Raw genomic sequence first — 16,706 nt, 5'->3', positions numbered from 1 at the left:
CACCCTAGGGACCCGACCCGGGGTGATCAACGGATTTTCTGGAGCACCACCCGGGTGCTCAACCGCGGCTGCGCGTAGGAGTGCGAAGCCTCCAGGACGTACTCACCCGCGATGTGCCGCCAGCCGTCCTGCCAGACCGAAACCGACCTCGGCGCGATCGCGATGTCGGTCTCGACGGCTTCGCCGGGCCCGGCTTCGACGCTCGCGAAGCCGGCGAGCCACCGGTGCGGCCGGTCACCGCGCTCGGTCGGGGCCAGATAGAGCTGGACGACTTCGCGGCCCTTGCGCTTGCCGGAGTTGCGTACGCGGACTCGGACACGCGCGCCGCCTTCGTCGTCCGGATAGACGTCGAGCTCTTCGTAGACCCAGGTCGTGTAACCCTGGCCGTGGCCGAACCAGTAGGCGGGTTGCCGGTCGGTGCGTCCCCACGCGCTGTAACCGATGTAGACGCCTTCTTCGTACGGCAGCACGCCTTCTTCCGGTGTCACGTTCGTGACGGGCGCGTCTTCGAGGACCGCCGGCCAGGTCGTCGGCAGGCGGCCGCCGGGTTCTTCGAGGCCGAAGAGGACGTCGGCGAGCGCGTCACCGCCGGCCTGGCCGGGGAACCAGGTGAGCAGCACCGCGGCGACGTCGTCCCGCCACGGCATCTCGACCGGGGAACCCGCGTTCACGACGACCACGGTGTTGGGGTTGGCTTCGGCGACCCGCGTGACCAGTTCGTCCTGCCTTCCCGGCAGGGCCAGGGAAGTCCGGTCGAAGCCCTCGCTCTCGACCTCGGCCGTGGTGCCGACGACGACCACCGCGACGTCCGACTTCCCCGCCGCGGCAACGGCTTCGTCGAGCGCGGCGTCCGGGTCGAGCACCGGGCCGCGGTGCCCGAGCGCGAAGGTGACCCAGGCGAAGGTGCCCCGCGCGAACTCCGCCATCTCCGACGGGATCCAGTAGGTCAGGCTGACCTCCACGAGCTCGTCGGCGGTCAGCTCGACTTCCCGGCGCTGCTCGTTGACCTGCATGATCGACGTGAAGACGTCGCCGCCTTCCGGCAGGTTCACGCCGTCGAAGAGGGTCTGGCCGGCGACGGTGAGGCGGAGGTCGCCGGGGCCGGTGACGGCGAAGGTGTGCGTGCCGCTTCGCTCCGGCAGGTAGGTGCCGGCGATCTCGACCGACGCGAGGGTGCCCATGTCGAGGCCGGCGGGGAGTTCCCCGATCCACGTGATCTTGGCTTCCCTGAGCGGAAATTCAGCCAATCGGGTGCCGTCCGCGGCCTTCGCCGTCGCACGGAGCCGGAAATTGTCGGTGGCCGGCGGTAGCGTCGTTCGCGGATCGGCACCGATGGCGAAAGTGAGGTCGGTGCCCGGCGGAACGGCCTTGCGGAGGCCGTCGAGAGGGGAGACGACGTGGTCGGGGAACACGGTGGCGCTGCCACCACCGAGGATCTTCGGGTCCGCGGCGAGCGCGCCGATGAGCGCGATGCTCCGCGGCTCGCGCAGGGGCAGCACGCCGGTTTCGTTGCTGAGCAGCACGAACGACCGGCGCGCGACCTCGCGCGCGACCGCTTCACCGTCCACATCGGACTTCTCCGGCCCGGGGGTGTCGCCGAGCGCGCCGGTCCGGTGGGCCAGCAGGAGCACCCGCCGGACCATGTCGTCGAGCACCTCTTCGTCGACTTCGCCACCGCGCACGGCTTCGGCGAGCCGTTCGCCGAACACCGTGCGCGGGCCGGGCATGGCGACGTCGAGGCCGCCGTTGGCGGAGGCGACGGTGTCGCGCGCGGCCAGCCAGTCGGAGACGACGAAGCCGTCGAAACCCCATTCGTCGCGCAGCACCCCGTTGAGCAGCTCGGCGTGCTGGGTCATCGTGGTGCCGTTGACGCTGTTGTAGGCGGCCATGATCCCCCACGGCTTCGCCCGCCGGACGATGAGCTCGAACGGCGCGAGGTAGAGCTCGCGCAACGCGCGTTCGCCGACGTGGACGTCGGCGGTGAAGCGTTCGGTCTCGAAGTCGTTGGCGACGAAGTGCTTGACCGTGACGGCGACCCCGCCGTCCTGCACGCCGGTGACGTACCCGGCGCCGATCATCCCGGTGAGGAGGGGATCTTCCGAGTAGCACTCGAAGTGGCGGCCGCCGAGCGGCGAGCGCTGGAGGTTGACCGTCGGCGCGAGCAGCACGTGCACGCCCTTGCGGCGGGCCTCTTGCGCGAGCAATCGGCCGGCGCGCACGGCCAGGCGCGGGTCCCAGCTCGCGGCGAGCGCCGTCGGGCTGGGCAGCGTCACCGAGGGGTCGTCCGGGCTCCACCGCACCCCGCGGACGCCGATCGGGCCGTCGGAGAGCACCAGCGACCCGAGCCCGATCTCCGGGCGGGCGGGGAGCGACCAGACGTCCTGGCCGGCGAGCAGGCTCGCCTTGGCGTCCAGGTCGAGCTCGGCCAGCAGCGCGTCGACGTCGAAGCTCATGAGCGCCCACTCTACCTGGCGGCGAGTAGTGAACGTTATGGTTCCGTGACGCCGTGTCCCGTAGGCTCGGGATCATGACCCGGGCCAGGGGCGCCGACCGCCGAGCGAGCATCGTCCGCGCGGCGTTCGAGGTGATCGCCGAGCGCGGCTACCGCGGCACGTCGCTGGCCGCCGTCGCCGACCGGGTCGGGCTGACCCAACAGGGCCTGATGCACTACTTCCCGACGAAGGAAGACCTGCTCACGGCGGTGCTGGAAACCCGGGACGAGTGGGACCTGCTGCACTTCGGCCACGCGCCGGCGGGCGACCCGTCTTCGATGACGGTGAACCAGCTGGCCGAGCTGGTCGACTACAACGCGACGCGGCCGGGCATCGTGCAGACGTACACGGTGCTGGCGGCGGACAGCGTCACGGAGGACCATCCGGCGCGGGAGTACTTCCACGACCGCTATGTGCGCGTCCGGGCGGGCATGACCGAGATGCTCGAACGTCATCGCGACGAGCTGCCCCCGGGCACCACGCCGGAACAGCTGGCGCCGATCGCGGTCGCCGTCCTCGACGGGCTGCAGCTGCAGTGGCTCCTCGACCCGGCGGCGGTCGACATGCCCGCCGGGTTCCGCACCTTCCTCACGGCGCTGGGGATCAAGCCGGACTGACGTCAGCCCATGCCCACGCTCTGCCGCTCCACCGCGATCAGCGCCACGACCCGCTCCTGCTCCCGCGGGTAGGGCGTACCGATGTACTTCGTCGCGATCCGGTCGACGATCGCCCAGCCGGCGTCGCCGTCGACCCACCGTTCCACGCGGCCGCGGATGACGACCGGCTCGAACGGGTTGTCCGCCGGGGTGAGGGAGAGCGCCACCCGCGGGTCGCGCCGCAGGTTGCGGGCCTTGCGCGAGTCCGGGCCGGTCATGATCGCGATGTACTCGCCTTCCGGGTCCACCCAGAGCGGGATCGAGTGCGGGGCGCCGTCGGGCAGCACGGTGGCGAGGTGCGCGACGACGGTGGTCGAAAGGATGCGGCGGACTTCGTTGTCGAGCATGGTGGTTCTCCTTCAGGCGACGGCGTAGTGGAGGTGGGTGACCCCGGGAGCGGGAACTGCTTCGACGAGCCGCAACCGTACGTGCGACGGCAGGTCCCGGAAGAACGACCGGCCGCCACCGAGCAGCACCGGCACCTGGTGCAGGACAACCTCGTCGACGAGCCCGGCCTCGAGCGCCGACGTCAGCACGCCCCCGCCCATGAGGCCGACGTCCTTGCCGCCGGCGATCTCGCGGGCCTTCTCGATCGCGTCCTCGATGGAGGTGGCCAGGGTCTGCCGCGCGGTCAGCTCCGGCACCGGCCGCCGGCTGAGCACCACGACCGGCGCGGCCGGATGCGGGCTCCCGCCACCGAAGTGCTCGGAGTCCTCATAGGTGGTGCGCCCGGCGACGATCGCCCCGACCCGCTCCGCGAGCTCGTCGAAGACGCGGGCGCTGGGCTCACTGAGCTTGAAGAAGTCGAAGGCGCGGCTGGGGGTGTCGCCGTCGCTGTACCAGTCGAAGAGCGTGCCACCGTCGCCGAGCCCGCGCCCGGGGCCGGCCCCACGCCCGGTGATGTACCCGTCCACCGACACCGCGTGGGCGCTGAAGACCTTGCTCATCGCCGCGATCCTTTCGAAGTTCCTTGAGGAGACTCCAAGACCGTAGCAGTGTCAGTTCCCTAAGGGAACCCCAAGTGCTAATCTAGGTCCATGCAGCGCACGAACTTCAGCGAGCTGGCGGCGTGCTCGATCGCGCGCACGCTCGACGTCATCGGAGAGCCCTGGTCCCCCCTAATCCTGCGGGACGTATGGGTGGGCTTCAGCCGCTTCGAGCAGCTCCAGGCCGACCTGGGAATCTCGCGCAAGGTCCTGACCGAGCGCCTGAACCACCTGGTCGACCAGGGAATCCTCAGCCGCCACCCGTACGACAACCGCCCCCGTTACGAGTACGTCCTGACAGAGAAGGGCCTGGACCTGGTGGACATGCTGATGGCAATGACCCACTGGGGCGACAAGTGGCTGGCGGGCAAGGCGGGCCCTCCGGTGGTGTACCGCCACCACGAGTGCGGCGAGATCACCCAAGCCGGCCTGACCTGCACAAACTGCGGCAAGCCCATGCACGCGAGGGACGTGGACGTCCTCCCGGGACCTGGCGCAGAGGTGTAGCCCTCACGGCTGCCCCGTGGACAAACCCTCCCGCAGCCTCCGCAACGTACGCAAAGTCGTCTCCAAATCCCCCTGCGACACCACCGCAGCCACCCCTTCCGCCCAAGCCTCCTGCGCCACCCCCAGCTCCCCCAGAGCCTCCCGAGCCTGCCGCGTCAACGACAACAACGGCGCCCGCCCATCCGCCGGGTTCGGCAAACGTTCCAGCATTCCGTTGCGCAGCAAGCGGTTCACCGTCTCCTGCACACTCTGCCGCCGCAACCCACGCCGCCGGGCCACCTCTGCCGCCGTCGCCGGGCCGTCCTCCAGGAAACCGAGCACCTGCCACTGCGCCGCCGTCAGCCCCACCGGCTCCGTCAGCGCGTCGCCCGCCGCCAGGAAGCCGCCGTTGCATGCGAAGACCGCGTCGATCACTCGGGTGAACGTCTCGGCTCGGTGCGACCACATGCGTGCTAGTCTCGCACATCGACAGGTACCTGTCGAAATGGAGACGACCATGGACATGCCCACCCTCGGGCCCGCGCACGACGCCCTGAAGGCCTTCGCCGGCGACTGGACCGGCACCGAAGAGCTCGCCGCCTCGGCGTGGGCGCCGGCTTCGACCGCGAGCGCCGACTGTGAATACCGGTTGGCGCTCAACGGTTTCGCCCTGGTCCAGCACTACCGCCAGCGCCGCGAAGACGGCACGGAGTTCCTGGGCCACAACATCTTCACCGCCGACCCGCGAACCGGCGAGACGCTCTGGTACGGCTTCGACAGCTACGGCTTCCCGCCCGAGTCACCCGCCCGCGGCGGCTGGGACGGCGGCACGCTGGTCCTGACCAAGAACACCGCCCGCGGGGTCGCCCGGCACCGCCTCACCCCGGGCGGCGACACCCTCACCCACGAAATCGATGTCAAGATGGGCGAAGACAGCGAATTCAGCCCATTCCTGCGCGCCCGGTACACCCGGAAAAACGGGTAGGAGGAAACAGGCGACGCCCCTCCCCCCTTACTTGAGGACGTCGCCCGTTTCCGGTCTCTGCCACCACATCCGCGGACCTGCCGCCTCGGGCGGTCCCACGGTGGGCGAATTAAACAACAATTATTAGTTATTCGGTCTTGCTCGCTTTCGCGCTATGCAGCGAGTGTGTCCCGGATATCGCCGGAGGCCCAGAGAAAACGATTACTTTCACCCGAACGGCCTAGTCTCATCGGCTGACCACCGGGACAGCGCGACACCGGCCACGCCCGGAATTGTCGGACCCCCGGAGTACAGATGAAGCGTGCCCGAACCCGCCCAGGACCCACCCCCGCTGATCGGGGTCGAAAACGTGAAGATGCCCGAGTGGGCGCGCGTCGACGAACGTGTGGCCGCCGCGGGCTTCGGCCAGGCCGTGCGCGCGCTGCCCACCGCGATCAAGGTCGTGCTGCGGCTCGCGTGGCGGACATCGCGACGGCTGACGCTGCTGGCCGGCTTCGTGCACGTCATCTCCGGGTGCGTCACGGCGTTCGGGCTGCTCGCGACGGCGAACGTCTTCACCGCGCTGCTCGAACAGGGCCCGACACCGGAGCGGGTGCTGCAGTCGCTGCCCGCGATCGCGGTGGTCACCGGCTCGTACGCGGCGCGCGCGTTGCTCGACGCCGCCGTCGCCGCGGTCGAGGGCGCGCTGCGGCCGCGGGTCACCGCAGCGGCGGACGACGCCGTGACGGCCGCGGTGGTGCGCGTCGGGCTGATCGCGTTCGAGGACGCGGACTTCCGGGAGCTCGCCCGCCAGGGCGCGCGCTTCGGCGTGCGGTCCATCGAGACGAGCCTGCGCCGCGTCGCCGACCTGACGTCGTCGGCGATCTCGCTCGCGGCGGCGATGCTCACCGCCGGATTGCTGAACCCGTGGCTGGCGCCGGTGCTGCTGCTCGCCGCGACCGCCGACGGCTTCGCGGCCGCGCGCATCGCGAAGCTGAACTACCGCCACTTCATCGACACGGTCGGGCGCAACATCCGCAAGTCCGTCGTCGAAGAGGTCGCGACCTGGCGGTCGATGGCCCTCGAACGCCACGCGCTGACGCTGCAGGAACCGCTGCTCGGCGAGTACCGGCGCATCTCGCGCAGCCTCGCGCGGGAGGAGGTCCGGCTGGCGCACCGCAGCAACCTGGTGCGGACCACCGGCCGGGCGGCGGCCGGCTTCGGCACCGCCGTCGCGTACTTCGTGCTCGGCTGGCTGCTCTACACCGGCGCGATGGAGCTCGCGCTGGCCGGCACGGCGGTGCTGGCGATGCGCACGGCGTCGACGGCGCTGTCCAACACCATGCGCGCGGTCAACTCGCTGTACGAGGACTCGTTCTACATCGGGTTCTACAACCAGCTGCTGGCGGAGTCGGTGAAGCGGCAGCCGCCGCCGACGGCGCTGACCGCGCCCGCGGACCCGGGTGAGATCCGGCTGACGGACGTCACGTTCACCTACCCGGGCCAGAAGAAACCGGCATTACGGGACATTTCGCTGACGATCCGGCGCGGTGAGGTGGTCGCGCTCGTCGGGGAGAACGGCTCGGGCAAGACCACCCTCGGCAAGCTGCTGACCGGGCTCTACCCACCGGACGCGGGCACGGTGCACTGGGACGACGTCGACCTCGCGCGGGCCGACCCGGCGTCGGTGCACACGAACATCGCGGTGATCGCGCAGGAGCCCGCGGAGTGGCCGATGACGGCGGCGAACAACGTCACGGTGGGCCGCCTCGGTCGCGCGGACCCGGACGGCCGCGCGTGGCGCGAAGCGGTGGACAGCTCGGGCGCGGCCGAGGTGATCGAGTCGTTGCCCGCCAAGGAGAACACGGTGCTGTCGAAGAAGTTCGACGAGGGCCAGGACCTTTCCGGCGGCCAGTGGCAGCGCATGGGCATCGCCCGCGGCATCTACCGCGACGCATCGGTCCTGGTGGCCGACGAGCCGACGGCCGCGCTCGACGCCCGCGCGGAGGCCCGGGTGTTCGCGGGCCTCCAGCACGCGAGCACCTCGGCCCGCGGCCGCCGCACGACGGTCCTGGTGACCCACCGGCTGGCCAACATCCGTTCGGCCGACCGGATCCTGGTGCTGGACAAGGGAAGGCTGATCGAGGAGGGCACCCACGAGGAGCTGATCAGCGCGCGCGGGACGTACCACGAGCTGTACGAGATCCAGGCCCGCGCATATCGGAAGGGCACGGAGGTTCCGGCGCCCCGAGCAGCCCGAAGCCAGGCGGATCGGTCACCGTAGGCGCGAGGAGACGGACTTTCCCGCGCCGGGCGGGGACGCCGAGCGCACGCCGGCGGGCGGCCGGACCGGCCTGCGGACAGCGGCCACGGCGATCGGGCAAACACCCATGCCCAGCCGAAACCCGGGCGACCACCCAATCTCGCGCGCAGCCGAGGCTCGGCGGCAAGCCGCCCAAACACCCGGCGATCACCCAACCTCCCGCGCACAGCCGAGGCGGCCAACCGCCCAAGCACCCGGCGATCGCAGCCCGACTCGCCCCACCCCGCGCGCGCAGCCGCGCCCCGGCGGCCGCCGGGCTCGGCGGCCAGCCCACACCCAGGCAGCGGTTCCACCCCCACCACCCGCCGGGGCAGACTGGCCTGCCGAGCTCCGAGGAGGGTCCGATGCGCCAGCTCACCGCGCTTGACGTGCAGTTCCTCAACGCCGAGTCGACCACCACCACCGGGCATGTCGGGGGCCTCTCGATCCTCGATCCCTCGACCGCGCCCGGTCGGACGCTCAGCCTCGATGACCTGCGGAACCTCATCGGCAGCCGGTTGCACCTCGCCAAACCGCTTCGGTGGCGGCTGCTGCCCGTGCCGCTCGGGCTCGACCATCCCTACTGGATCGACGATCCCGAGTTCGACCTCGAGTACCACGTCCGCGAGATCGCGCTGCCCGCGCCCGGGGACGAACAGCAGCTCGCGGAGCAGATCTCGCGGCTCACCGCGCGCCCCCTCGATCGGCGGCGGCCGCTGTGGGAGGCCTATCTCATCCACGGGCTGCAAAACGGCAGCAAAGCCGTCTACACGAAGGTCCACCACAGCGCCATCGACGGTGTCTCCGGGGCCGAGCTCATCGGCGTGCTCATGGACACCACCGCCGAGCCGCCGCCGGTGAAACCGCCGAAAACGCCGCAAAAGGAGTCCGTGCCCACCGAACTGACCCTGGCCTTCAACGGGGCGAAACGACTCGCGCTGCACCCCGTCAAAGCCGCCCTGCAGGTGCCGAAGCTGCTTCAGCACCTCGACGACGTCCCGGGCCTCAGCCGCTATCCCGGGGTCGGGCTGCTCTCCAAAGCCGGCAGCGTCCTCAACCGCGTCACCCGTCAGGGCTCCGGACGCCACGAGGCCGACCGGCCGCGGCTCGTCGCGCCGGACACCCCTTTCAACGGCCCGATCAGCCCGCACCGCCGGTTCGCCTACGGCTCCTTGCCGCTCGACGAGGTCAAGCAGGTCAAGAACGCCTTCGGCGTCACCGTCAACGACGTGGTGATGGCGTTGTGCGCCACCGTCATGCGCCGCTGGCTCGTCGACCACGACGCCCTGCCCGAGCAGCCGCTCGTGACGCTCGTCCCGCTGTCCGTCCGGACACCCGAACAGGCGAAGGACGCCGGCAACCAGGTGTCGGTGATGCTCGCGCCGCTGCCGACGCACCTCGCCGATCCCGCCGCGCGGCTGGCCGAGGTCACCAGCGCCATGATCGCCGCGAAACAGCGTTACCAGCCGCTGCCCGCGTCGTGGCTGGTCGACTTCAGCGGGATGCTGCCGGCCGCGCTCGGCGGGCTCGCCGCCCGCGCGACCATGCGGTTCCTCGGCGCCACCGCGCCCGTCGTGAACCTCGTCGTCTCGAACGTGCCCGGCTCCCAGCGCCCGCTCTACCTCGCCGGGGCGCGGCTGCTCGCGAACTACCCCGTCTCCGCGATCACCGACGCGAGTGGCGGCCTGAACATCACCGTGATGTCCTACGACGGCAAGCTGGACTTCGGGCTCGTCGCCTGCCGCGAGCTGATCCCGGACGTCTGGGACCTGATCGACCACCTGCACGACGCCCTGGCCGAGCTCACCAAGCTGGCCGCCGAGCACACCCGGGAGGCCTGATGGCGGAGCGCGTCACGGAGGTCGGCGGTGTCGAGCTGTGCCACGAGACGTTCGGCGACGCGGGCGGGCGGCCGCTGCTGCTCGTGATGGGCCTCGGCGCGCCGATGATCTGGTGGGACGAGGAGTTCTGCGAAACCCTTGCCGCACAAGGGTTCCACGTCGTCCGCTTCGACAACCGCGACTCCGGGCGGTCGAGCCGGATGCGCGGGCGGGCCAGCCTGCCGCAGGCCTACGTGCTGCACCGCGCGCCGTACTCGCTCGCCGACATGGCCGGGGACGCCGCCGGCCTGCTGGATGCGCTGGGCATCCCGGCCGCGCACGTCGCCGGGGCGTCGATGGGCGGGATGATCGCGCAGACCCTCGCCATCCGGCACCCCGAGCGGGTGCTGTCGCTGACGTCGATCATGTCCAGCACCGGTGGCCGCCTGGTCGGCAGGCCGAGTCCCAAGGCGATGTCGATGCTGCTCAGCACGCCGCCGCGCAGCCGCGCGGACTACGTCGACATGCTCGTGCGCACCTTCCGGCTGATCGGCTCGCCCGGTTACCCGTTCGACGAAGAACGCATGCGGCGCCGCGCCGAGCGGACCTTCGACCGCGGGGTGCACCCGGGCGGCACCCTCCGCCAGCTCGCGGCGATCATGGCCGAGCGCGACCGCGGGCCGCGGCTGCGCAAGGTGCGGGTGCCGGCGCTGGTGGTGCACGGCGCGCGCGACCCGCTGGTGCACGTCTCGGGCGGGCGCGCCACGGCCCGCGCGATCCCGGGCGCGGACCTCGACGTCGTCCCCGGCATGGGCCACGACCTGCCGCGCGCCGTCTGGCCGCGGGTGGTCAAGGGCATCACCCGGATCGCCGACCGCGCCGAGGTCACCCCGAAAGCGTGACCGAGCCCAGGTGCGAGAAGTGGGCGGCGACCCGCGAGCCGCGTCGCAGCGGGACCGCGTCGGTCATGCCGCCGGTCAGGACCAGCCAGCCCGGCTCCAAAGCCAGGCCCCGCGCACCCAGGGCGTTCGCCGCCAAGGCCAGCGCTTCCGCAGGGTGGCCTTGGACGGCCGCGCCGGTCGCCGTGTCGACGATCTGGCCGTCGACCTCCAGCAGCGCCGCCTCCAGCGAAAGATCGAGAGAAGACGGCGGCAGCCCCACCGGGCCCACGCTGAAGTACGCCGACGAGCCGTTGTCCGCGACGGCGTCCGGGAGCGTGAAGCGGTAGTCGGTGTATCGGCTGTCGATGATCTCGATGCCGCCGTACACGCGGTCGACCGCGGCCAGCGCCGTCGCCGCCGTGACGCCCGGGCCCGCCAGCCGCGAGCCCAGCACGAAGACCAGCTCCGGCTCGGCGCGCGGGTGGATCAACGGCGGCACCGGGACTCCGGCCGGCAGGACCATCGCGTCGGTGAGCCAGGCCAGCAGCGGTGAGCTGATGCCCATCCGTTCCTGCTTCGCCCGGGACGTCAGGCCCAGCTTGAGCCCGACCAGCGTCTCGCCGCGGGCCCGCCGCAGCCGCAGGGCCTCGTCCTGGATCGCGTACGCCGTGTCGACGTCGAGCCCGGGCCAGTCCTCCGAGAGCGGAGCCCGCTCCGACTCCGTGGCCAGCAGCGCCGCGGCTGCCTCTCGCACGTTCACGATTCCTCCGAAGCGGGAGCGAAGACCGCGGTGACACTGCCCAGGCCGGCGATCGTGGCGACCACCGTGTCCCCGGGGGACACCGGGATCGCGCGGGTCATCGACCCCGGCAGCACCACGTGCCCGGGTTCCAGCGTGACGCCGAGCGGGCCGACCGTGTTGGCCAGCCACACCAGCGAGTTCAACGGCGAGCCGAGCACCGCGCCACCCGCACCCGTCGCGGCCACCGAACCGTTCTGGTGCAGCACGCAGCCGGCGAGCCGCAGGTCCGCGTCGCCCAGAGCCGTCGGGCGGCTGCCCAGCACCACCCCGCCGGACGACGCGTTGTCGGCGATCGTGTCGAACAGCGAGATCTTCCAGTCCCGGATCCGGGAGTCGACGATCTCCAGTGACGGCAGCACGAAGTCGACGGCCCGCACCGCGTCGGCGACCGTGACGCCGGGGCCGCGCAGCGCCGAGCCGAGCACGAACGCGATCTCCGGCTCGATCCGCGGCTGCAGGAACGCCGAGGTCGGGATCGGCTGGTGCTCGAGGTGGAACATGGTGCCGGTGAGGTGCCCGTAGTCGGGCTGGTCGACGCCCATCTGCCGCTGCATCGCGGCGGACGCGAGGCCCACCTTGTGCCCGCGGACGGCGTCGCCCGCTTCGGTCCAGTGCCGCACCTGCTCCTGCTGGATCCGGTAGGCGTCCTCGACGGTCGCCTCCGGGAAGGTCTTGATCAGCGGTTCGATCGGTTCCCGCGTCGCGTAGGCCCGCGCCAGGATCGCGGCGGCCTCCTGCACCCTGCTGACTTCCACACCCGGACTCTGCCCGCGCGCGGGCGCACGCACAAGCCTGATTGTTCCGTTCAGCGGAACTCTCGCCAGGCAACCTCTTGCGCGCGAGATAATTACGGCGTAGCGTTCCCGGTACCACCAGGAGAGGACGTGAGGGACATGGCACCGACCCAGGCCGAGGTCACCAAGCTCGCCGAGATCCGCGACGAGCTGCGGGAGCGCCACCTGCACCCGGCCGCGGAACGCCCGGAGACGAACGGGCGCGGCATCCACCACACCGCGCTGATCTCCAGCGACGTCGAGCGGACGATCGAGTTCTACCAGGACATCCTCGGCTTCCCGCTCACCGAGCTGATCGAGAACCGCGACTACCCGGGCTCCAGCCACTTCTTCTTCGACGTCGGCAACGGCAACGCCGTCGCGTTCTTCGACCTGCCCGGCCTCGACCTCGGCCCGTACGCGGAAGTCCTCGGTGGACTGCACCACCTGGCCCTGTCCGTCACGCCCGAACGGTGGAGCGTGATCAAGGACAAGCTCGACGAAGCCGGCGTGCAGTACCTGCTGGAGAGCAAGACCTCCATCTACCTGTCCGATCCGGACGGTGCCCGCGTCGAGCTGATCTCCGACCCGCTGGGCGAGATGTACGGCGAGAAGATCGGCTGAAAGCGTGGTCGGAGACGTCGTGCGCCGTTTAGCCTGTGCGCGACGTCTGGAGGTCCGATGCCCGACTGGTCGCTCTCCCGCGCGAAAGCGCGGCTCGATCACCGCGAGCTGCTCGACGAACTGACCGCGCGCACCCGGTTCGAGGTGCGGCTGCACCTGAACGAGCCGGCGACGAACGGCAGTTACGACGAGCTGACGAGCATCTTCGCGATCGGCCACGGCGAGTGCGCCGCGCTGCTGGCGCACCGCCGGCTGCTGCCGTTGTGGGAGCGTCTCCTGCTCGCGCGGTACGCCCGGCGCCTGCACGGCAAGGCGATCACCCGCAGTGTCGGCGTGGTTCCGGCGGAGGTCGCGCCGCAGGCCGCGCGGGCCTTCGGCGCCGAGATCGCCGAGCTGGCGCCCGGCTCGGGGGACACCGGCGCGAAGTACGACCTGCAGGGCCGCGGCCTGCTGACGGTGTTCCGCATCGCCGTCGGGGCCCAGGGCGAGATCTGGCCGGACCGCCACGAGGTGACCACGACGTCCGCGCGCAACATCCTGACCTGCGCCGGGACGTTCGCCCGCCGCAAGCCGTGGCACGTCCTGTGGCCGGTCTACCGCGTGCGCGGCCTGCGGCTCTGGAAGCTTTGACACCGCCGGAGCGTTCCCCCCACATGAAGGCAGAGGAAATCCTCGAAGGCGCGAAGACCATCGCCGTCGTCGGGCTGAGCCGGGACCCGGCGAAGGCCGCGCACGGTGTGCCGGCGGTGCTGCAGGCCCACGGCTTCCGCATCATCCCGGTGCACCCGTCCGCGACCGAGCTGCTCGGCGAGAAGGTCTACCGGTCGCTGAAGGACATCCCGGAGCCGGTCGACCTCGTCGACGTCTTCCGGCCGTCCCCCGAAGCCGCCGGTATCGCGCGGGAGGCCGTCGAGATCGGCGCGAAGGCGCTGTGGCTGCAGCAGGGCATCGTCTCCGCCGAAGCGCGCCGCATCGCCGAAGAAGGCGGGCTCGAGTACGTCGAGAACCGCTGCACGGCCGTGGTGCGCGCGACGGCCGCGATCTCGAAGAACTAGCCGGACGCTCCGAAGTGGACGATGCGGTGGCGGTCCGGGTCGGCGACCCAGACCCCGCCCGCGCCGTCGTCGGCGGTGTCCCGCGGTGAGCTGATGCCCTCGGTCGAGTCCGGAAGCGCCGCGCCCGTGCGGGTGTCGAAGCGCGCGACGCGCCCGAGGTCCTCGACCAGCAGCCGGCCGGCCGGGTCGATCGTGACCCCGCTCGGCCGGCCGAAGGTCCCGAACTCGCGCACGAACCCGCCCTGCCACGAGTACTGCACCACGCGGCGGTTGCCGGTGTCGGCGACGTAGACGTTGCCCGCCGTGTCGACCGCGACGGCTTCCGGCGCCTTGAGCCGCCCGGCCAGCACGCGCACGAGCGCGCCGTCGCGGGTGAACGCCTGCACGCGGTTGTTGCCGGTGTCGGCCACCCACACCCGTCCGCGCGCGTCGACGGCGATGCCGCGCGGCGCCCTGAACTGGCCCGGCCCCGAGCCGGGCCCGCCGAACGCGCGCTCGCGCGTTGCGGCTTCGCTGGTGGTCACGTCGCCAGGATCGCCGATCACGGGCCGCGACGACCAGTACCGAAAAGAGTGTTCAACCGCTGTTCCGCCCACGCTCACCAGCTCCAGCGGGAGCACGTCCGCCGCGCCAGGAAGCTGTACGCGGGCAGCGGTCCGAGCCAGTCCGCCTCGACCCCGCCGTCGGCGAGACCGGCGACGGCGTCCCGGACGACGAGCAGGTCTCCCATCCCGACGAGGAACGCCCACCGCTCGTCGGCCGACTCGCCCGCCGGCAGCGACACCGAGTCGCGGGCGCGTTCGGCGACCGCCGAGAGCAGCACGTCGGAGCGCGCCGCCCGCCACGCCGACCCGGGTTCGGTGAACCGCAGGCAGACGTGCACCTCGGCCAGGCCGTCGAGCCGCTCGAGATCGGCGCGGTACTCGTCGGCGGCGGGCGCGAGCACGTCGGTGCGGACGGCGTCCTCGTCGTCGGCCACCGTGCCGAACCGGACCGGCAGCACCGGGCCGCCTTCGACGAGCGCGGACACCACGGCCAGGTGCACGGCCGGGTCCGGCTCGGGTTCGCCGACGACCATCGCGAGGTCTTCCCAGCACACCGTCCGCGGCGCGCGCGGGTGCCCGGCCCGCACGACGCCGTAGAGCTGCAGCGTCACGGCCGGTCGACCGAGACGGCCGGTTCCACCGGCACGGCCACCGCGGGTGTCGGCGGCGGGGGCGGGATGAGCCCGGTCGTCTGCCCGAGCCCCTGGGAGATCTGCCCGGGCACGGTGGTGTTCTGCAGGCGCTGCATCGCTTCGAGGTACCGGATGTAGGTGTCGACGCTGGCGATCACGATCCGCGCTTCGATCGCGAGAAGCTCGATCCCGATCACCGACACGCGCACCGACGCGTCGATCACGAGTCCCTTGTCCAGCAGGATGTCGAGGGTGTCGGCGAGGCCGCCGCCGGTCTGTCCGGGTCTGGTCACCTAGAGCCTTTCGTCGAGGGCGGCGCGGATCTCCGCGAACCGGATCTCCAGCGCGATCAGGGCTTGGCCGAGGTCTTCGACCTGGGCCGGGGTGAGCGTGTCCATGCGGCGCAGCGCCTGGCGTTCGAGCACTTCGCGGAGGATGTCGAGCACGGTGACCACGAGGTGGCCGAGCCCGCGGCCCGCGTCGGCGGGGATGCGGAGGGGTTCGCTCATTCTTCGATCCCGAGCAGCAGCAACCGCAGGTCGAGCCGGACGAGGTTGATGCCGGCGAGCGAGATCACCACGTCCCCGGTCACGACGGCGCCGCGGTGCACCACCCGGTCGAGCAGGTCGGCGACGGCTTCGGCGGGGTTGGTTCCCGTGATCGCCACGTGGTCAGCCATCGGCCACGCCCAGCTCGACGTCGGTGAACGAGTACGGCGGCCACGGCCCGGACGTCTCGACCACCGCGCCCGCGGTGCGCAGCTCGCGGGCGAACCACTCGAACTCGGCGTGGAACGCGGCCTCCCGCCCGGTTTCGACGAGGTAGGCGGTGTTGACCAGCACGCCGTGCGGCCGGGCCCGCCCGATGCTGTCGGCGGCGTGCCGGCGCAGCGCTCCCTCGAGCCGCCCGGCGGCGCCGGCGATGTCCTCGCGGGCCCGGTCGACCGCCTTCAGCCGTTCGCGGCGCCGGACGAGGTACTGCGTGCCGGTCAGGCCCGCGGCGTCCGGCCGGGTGGTCGTCGCCGGCTCGGTGTGCCGGACGCGCACGCCCCACTCGCGGTGGCCCTCGACCTCGTCGAGGCAGTCGCGGGCCTGGTCGTAGGCGACCTCCAGGAGCCGTTTCACCGAAGCCTCACCGTCGAGGACCGTGCCGAACCGCAGGGGCAGCACGGGTTCGTGCCGGAACACCGCGCGCACCACGGCGTCGTGCTCGCGGGCCAGCTCGGCCAGCGTGCCGTCGACCGGGTCGAGCGTGTCGATCCGGTCGAAGCACGCGGGCGCCACTTCGGAGACGACCACGCCGAGGTCGCGGTAGCCGATGAGCCGCGACGCGGGCTCGATGTCCAAAGTGGCCGGTCGGTTGCGCGTGATCGCGTAGGCGCACAGCCAGTCGTTCACCGCTGCTCTCCCGTCACGCGCGGCGCGGGCAGCCGGGCCTCGAGGTCGGCGACGCGCGACGCCAGTTCTTCACGCTGGGCGTTCGGCGAGAAGAACGGGTCGTTCGTCCACCAGTCCATCCCCATTTCCCGGGCGGTCTGCGCGGACGCGATGAACAACCGGATCCGCAGGGTCAGCAATTCGACGTCGACGACGCTGACCCCGATGTCACCGGCTATCACCACACCCTTGTCGAGCACTCGTTCCAGAATGTCCGCCAATGAATCGGACGAAGCGGCCAATCGGTCGACC

Annotated in this window: 22 protein-coding genes; 9 read left to right on the top strand and 13 right to left on the bottom strand. The window is 71.5% G+C overall.

Translation table 11 applies throughout. The features are described from left to right. Window positions 1-26: 26 nt before the first annotated feature. A complete protein-coding gene (locus ACZ63J_RS24485) occupies window positions 27-2,453 on the bottom strand; it encodes a beta-glucosidase (RefSeq protein WP_465405354.1) in 2,427 nt (808 codons plus the stop codon). Between the two features lie 74 nt (window positions 2,454-2,527). On the opposite strand from ACZ63J_RS24485, the gene ACZ63J_RS24480 reads away from it, so the two are divergent. Continuing rightward, window positions 2,528-3,109, top strand: a complete 582-nt coding sequence (locus ACZ63J_RS24480; protein WP_465405352.1) for a TetR/AcrR family transcriptional regulator — start codon at window positions 2,528-2,530, stop codon at window positions 3,107-3,109. Between the two features lie 2 nt (window positions 3,110-3,111). Here the strand turns inward: ACZ63J_RS24480 and ACZ63J_RS24475 are convergent, their stop codons facing one another. Both ACZ63J_RS24475 and ACZ63J_RS24470 read right to left on the bottom strand, forming a co-directional pair. Beyond that, window positions 3,112-3,495 (bottom strand): PPOX class F420-dependent oxidoreductase, encoded by a 384-nt coding sequence (locus tag ACZ63J_RS24475; RefSeq protein WP_465301641.1) that lies wholly within the window; start codon window positions 3,493-3,495, stop codon window positions 3,112-3,114. Between the two features lie 12 nt (window positions 3,496-3,507). Further along, the gene (locus ACZ63J_RS24470) at window positions 3,508-4,095 is read right to left on the bottom strand and encodes a dihydrofolate reductase family protein (protein WP_465405350.1); all 588 of its coding nucleotides are present in this window, start codon (window positions 4,093-4,095) and stop codon (window positions 3,508-3,510) included. Between the two features lie 90 nt (window positions 4,096-4,185). Here ACZ63J_RS24470 and ACZ63J_RS24465 point away from each other — a divergent pair, with 90 nt between their 5' ends. Continuing rightward, window positions 4,186-4,641 carry a winged helix-turn-helix transcriptional regulator gene (locus ACZ63J_RS24465; protein ID WP_465405349.1) on the top strand — a complete coding sequence of 152 codons (456 nt, stop codon included), beginning with the start codon at window positions 4,186-4,188 and terminating at the stop codon, window positions 4,639-4,641. 3 nt (window positions 4,642-4,644) lie between these two features. On the opposite strand, the gene ACZ63J_RS24460 is transcribed toward ACZ63J_RS24465, so the two are convergent. Beyond that, window positions 4,645-5,055, bottom strand: a complete 411-nt coding sequence (locus ACZ63J_RS24460; RefSeq protein ID WP_465405347.1) for a MarR family winged helix-turn-helix transcriptional regulator — start codon at window positions 5,053-5,055, stop codon at window positions 4,645-4,647. An 82-nt stretch (window positions 5,056-5,137) separates the two neighbouring features. On the opposite strand from ACZ63J_RS24460, the gene ACZ63J_RS24455 reads away from it, so the two are divergent. From ACZ63J_RS24455 to ACZ63J_RS24440, 4 genes are all read left to right on the top strand, one after another. Then, complete coding sequence (locus tag ACZ63J_RS24455; RefSeq protein WP_465405345.1) at window positions 5,138-5,605, top strand: DUF1579 family protein; 468 nt, start codon at window positions 5,138-5,140, stop codon at window positions 5,603-5,605. A gap of 355 nt (window positions 5,606-5,960) precedes the next feature. After that, window positions 5,961-7,868: an ABC transporter ATP-binding protein gene (locus tag ACZ63J_RS24450; RefSeq protein ID WP_465405454.1), complete on the top strand. Its 1,908-nt coding sequence runs from the start codon at window positions 5,961-5,963 to the stop codon at window positions 7,866-7,868. A 383-nt stretch (window positions 7,869-8,251) separates the two neighbouring features. Further along, on the top strand, window positions 8,252-9,727 hold the full coding sequence (locus ACZ63J_RS24445) for a WS/DGAT/MGAT family O-acyltransferase (RefSeq protein WP_465405343.1): 1,476 nt from the start codon (window positions 8,252-8,254) through the stop codon (window positions 9,725-9,727). Beyond that, window positions 9,727-10,608, top strand: a complete 882-nt coding sequence (locus ACZ63J_RS24440) for an alpha/beta fold hydrolase (RefSeq protein ID WP_465405341.1) — start codon at window positions 9,727-9,729, stop codon at window positions 10,606-10,608. The genes ACZ63J_RS24445 and ACZ63J_RS24440 overlap by 1 nt, the downstream gene beginning before the upstream one ends. Here ACZ63J_RS24440 and ACZ63J_RS24435 read toward each other — a convergent pair. Both ACZ63J_RS24435 and ACZ63J_RS24430 read right to left on the bottom strand, forming a co-directional pair. Next, the gene (locus tag ACZ63J_RS24435; RefSeq protein ID WP_465405339.1) at window positions 10,592-11,347 is read right to left on the bottom strand and encodes a 2-keto-4-pentenoate hydratase; all 756 of its coding nucleotides are present in this window, start codon (window positions 11,345-11,347) and stop codon (window positions 10,592-10,594) included. The genes ACZ63J_RS24440 and ACZ63J_RS24435 overlap by 17 nt on opposite strands. Further along, window positions 11,344-12,144 (bottom strand): 2-keto-4-pentenoate hydratase, encoded by an 801-nt coding sequence (locus ACZ63J_RS24430; RefSeq protein ID WP_465334276.1) that lies wholly within the window; start codon window positions 12,142-12,144, stop codon window positions 11,344-11,346. The genes ACZ63J_RS24435 and ACZ63J_RS24430 overlap by 4 nt, the downstream gene beginning before the upstream one ends. Window positions 12,145-12,282: 138 nt before the next feature. Between ACZ63J_RS24430 and ACZ63J_RS24425 the strand changes: the two genes are divergently transcribed. From ACZ63J_RS24425 to ACZ63J_RS24415, 3 genes are read left to right on the top strand one after another with little or no spacing between them, the layout of a single operon-like run. Further along, on the top strand, window positions 12,283-12,786 hold the full coding sequence (locus ACZ63J_RS24425) for a VOC family protein (protein WP_465405337.1): 504 nt from the start codon (window positions 12,283-12,285) through the stop codon (window positions 12,784-12,786). Window positions 12,787-12,843: 57 nt separating this feature from the next. After that, a complete protein-coding gene (locus ACZ63J_RS24420; RefSeq protein WP_465334272.1) occupies window positions 12,844-13,416 on the top strand; it encodes a hypothetical protein in 573 nt (190 codons plus the stop codon). Between the two features lie 23 nt (window positions 13,417-13,439). Beyond that, entirely contained in the window at window positions 13,440-13,841 is a 402-nt protein-coding gene (locus tag ACZ63J_RS24415; protein ID WP_465301619.1) for a CoA-binding protein, read from the top strand. On the opposite strand, the gene ACZ63J_RS24410 is transcribed toward ACZ63J_RS24415, so the two are convergent. The 7 genes from ACZ63J_RS24410 to ACZ63J_RS24380 all read right to left on the bottom strand — a co-directional run bounded on the left by ACZ63J_RS24410 (window position 13,838) and on the right by ACZ63J_RS24380 (window position 16,675). After that, a complete protein-coding gene (locus ACZ63J_RS24410) occupies window positions 13,838-14,365 on the bottom strand; it encodes an NHL repeat-containing protein (protein WP_465405335.1) in 528 nt (175 codons plus the stop codon). The two genes, ACZ63J_RS24415 and ACZ63J_RS24410, sit on opposite strands and share 4 nt — an antisense overlap. A 74-nt stretch (window positions 14,366-14,439) precedes the next feature. Continuing rightward, window positions 14,440-14,997, bottom strand: coding sequence for a GvpL/GvpF family gas vesicle protein (locus ACZ63J_RS24405; protein ID WP_465334267.1), 558 nt, complete (start codon window positions 14,995-14,997; stop codon window positions 14,440-14,442). After that, a complete protein-coding gene (gvpJ, locus tag ACZ63J_RS24400) occupies window positions 14,994-15,311 on the bottom strand; it encodes a gas vesicle protein GvpJ (protein WP_465405333.1) in 318 nt (105 codons plus the stop codon). The genes ACZ63J_RS24405 and gvpJ (ACZ63J_RS24400) overlap by 4 nt, the downstream gene beginning before the upstream one ends. Continuing rightward, complete coding sequence (gvpK, locus tag ACZ63J_RS24395; protein ID WP_465405331.1) at window positions 15,312-15,527, bottom strand: gas vesicle protein GvpK; 216 nt, start codon at window positions 15,525-15,527, stop codon at window positions 15,312-15,314. Further along, entirely contained in the window at window positions 15,524-15,697 is a 174-nt protein-coding gene (gene gvpJ / locus ACZ63J_RS24390; protein ID WP_465405329.1) for a gas vesicle protein GvpJ, read from the bottom strand. Before gvpJ (ACZ63J_RS24390) ends, gvpK begins: the two co-directional genes overlap by 4 nt. After that, the gene (locus tag ACZ63J_RS24385) at window positions 15,690-16,415 is read right to left on the bottom strand and encodes a GvpL/GvpF family gas vesicle protein (RefSeq protein WP_465405327.1); all 726 of its coding nucleotides are present in this window, start codon (window positions 16,413-16,415) and stop codon (window positions 15,690-15,692) included. The genes gvpJ (ACZ63J_RS24390) and ACZ63J_RS24385 overlap by 8 nt, the downstream gene beginning before the upstream one ends. Further along, window positions 16,412-16,675 carry a gas vesicle protein gene (locus ACZ63J_RS24380; RefSeq protein WP_465302738.1) on the bottom strand — a complete coding sequence of 88 codons (264 nt, stop codon included), beginning with the start codon at window positions 16,673-16,675 and terminating at the stop codon, window positions 16,412-16,414. The genes ACZ63J_RS24385 and ACZ63J_RS24380 overlap by 4 nt, the downstream gene beginning before the upstream one ends. Between the last annotated feature and the right edge of the window lie 31 nt (window positions 16,676-16,706).

This window comes from Amycolatopsis sp. NPDC104863 (assembly GCF_055582965.1).
The sequence above is the reverse complement of the archived record's forward strand: the minus strand, read 5'-3'. Positions and strand labels throughout refer to the sequence as shown.